Annotated in this window: 2 protein-coding genes; both read right to left on the bottom strand. The window is 63.4% G+C overall.

What is annotated here, in order from left to right; all coding sequences use genetic code 11:
• Nucleotides 1–126 precede the first annotated feature (126 nt).
• Nucleotides 127–459 (bottom strand): sterol carrier protein domain-containing protein, encoded by a 333-nt coding sequence (locus AHiyo1_RS27980; protein WP_340639335.1) that lies wholly within the window; start codon nucleotides 457–459, stop codon nucleotides 127–129.
• Nucleotides 345–1,430 carry a GNAT family N-acetyltransferase gene (locus tag AHiyo1_RS16710; protein ID WP_340639336.1) on the bottom strand — a complete coding sequence of 362 codons (1,086 nt, stop codon included), beginning with the start codon at nucleotides 1,428–1,430 and terminating at the stop codon, nucleotides 345–347. Before AHiyo1_RS16710 ends, AHiyo1_RS27980 begins: the two co-directional genes overlap by 115 nt.
• Nucleotides 1,431–1,568: the final 138 nt, after the last annotated feature.

Raw genomic sequence — 1,568 nt, forward strand, 5'->3', positions numbered from 1 at the left:
GGCGGCAGCCGCCAGCAAGGACCGCCGGCCCGGCAGCCCTGATGGGCCGGAGGAGTGGCCCCCCGGCTGGAATTCCCCCATGGAATCCTCTTCCGTTGTAGATCGAGTGTGTGGGTGGAGATGCGCCTAGAAGTGCGTCAGGCAATGGGCTGGACGTTCGACGGCGAACATGTGCCGGGCAGCCAATGCTGCTCCTGGCGTGTGCTCGCGGATCCGGCCAGCCGAAGCCAAGGTTACAGGATTGACGGCACCCAAATAGACAGACCCTAAATCGGTGACGTCCATGCTCAGGTCAGGGCTCCCGCCATCCGCCGCATTGACGGTGACAACGCCGCCGTCGGACGTCAATTCCCAGGTACCGTCGGCAAAACCGAGCGCATCCCGGATCTGCAGGACCAACCGTCCATCGGCGCTGTAGCGGCGGGCTGACAAGGCTGCAGGGACGTCCAGGACGCGCAACCACAACATGTCGCGGTAGTCGGAAGACGCAATGCAGCGTCCGTCCTCGAGCGCCATACGAGGGGGTCTTCAACGGGAGCGTCGGGCCAGGAAACCTGTTCGACGAGATCGATGCTGCCCAGGAATTGCCACAATTCCAGGTACGCGGAGTCCGTCGCGGCGACAAGGTCCACGATTTCCACCGTGTACGGCTTGGTGTCCCAGCCGGCGAACTTGTATGACACGTAGCCGTCGATGATGCCGTCCGGTGCATAGTGGAGCGCACATTTGATGGCCTTGTCTTCGCTGCCGTCGCGCGTCATCGCCCCGGACACGTGATGGCGGTAGGAGTCCTGCCTGACGATGGACCCCGGCGTACGGTGGTGGACCTGTTCGAATACCTCGGGCGCTAGGTCCAGGAGGACGCGTGGATCGGCGATCTCCACCCGGCCAACGGGCTCATGACGGATGCGGAACTTCGGACCGGTGTCCACCTTGATGCTTCGCTCGAAGGTCGCGACGCCGAAACCGAAGCGGCCGTAAATGGACGCTTCGGATGCGGTCAGTGCGGCCATGGCGAAGCCGCCGTCCTTGGCATCGGCGAGGTCGGCGGTCATCATCCCGCGCAGGATCCCATGCCGCCGGTGCGTTCCGCGCACGGTCACCGCGGTGATCTGGCGCGTCCGCAGCTCTTCGCCGAAGCCAACATTCAGCTTGTTTTCCAGCGTTCCAAATGTCGCCACCGGAAATCCCGGGTTGAGCGCATGCAACGGAGGTTCTTCGTTGACGTAAACACCGGTCAACTCACGGTTGTCCGCTTGGTACATCGCGAGAATCTTGTCGATGAGCTCATCGCTTCGCTGCTCGTCATGGAATCCGAAGCCGACGGCGCGGAGCCAATCACGGGCTTGTCCGTAGTCCGGGTTCTCCTTGCCGACGGAACGAAAGCGCTTGACGTTGTACTTTTCGTTTGTTTCCTTGGGATCAGCCACCTCCCGAGCCTAGCCAGACAGCATGGGGGCACGCCACCATATCGGCGGCGTGCCCCCATGCAGAACGGCTATGGAGGCCGGCGGGCCCGCTAGTGCCCGGCGTCGTACCAGCTGGAGCCGACGCCTACCTGCACGTCG

Source organism: Arthrobacter sp. Hiyo1 (assembly GCF_001263615.2).
In the GTDB taxonomy this organism is placed as follows: domain Bacteria; phylum Actinomycetota; class Actinomycetes; order Actinomycetales; family Micrococcaceae; genus Arthrobacter.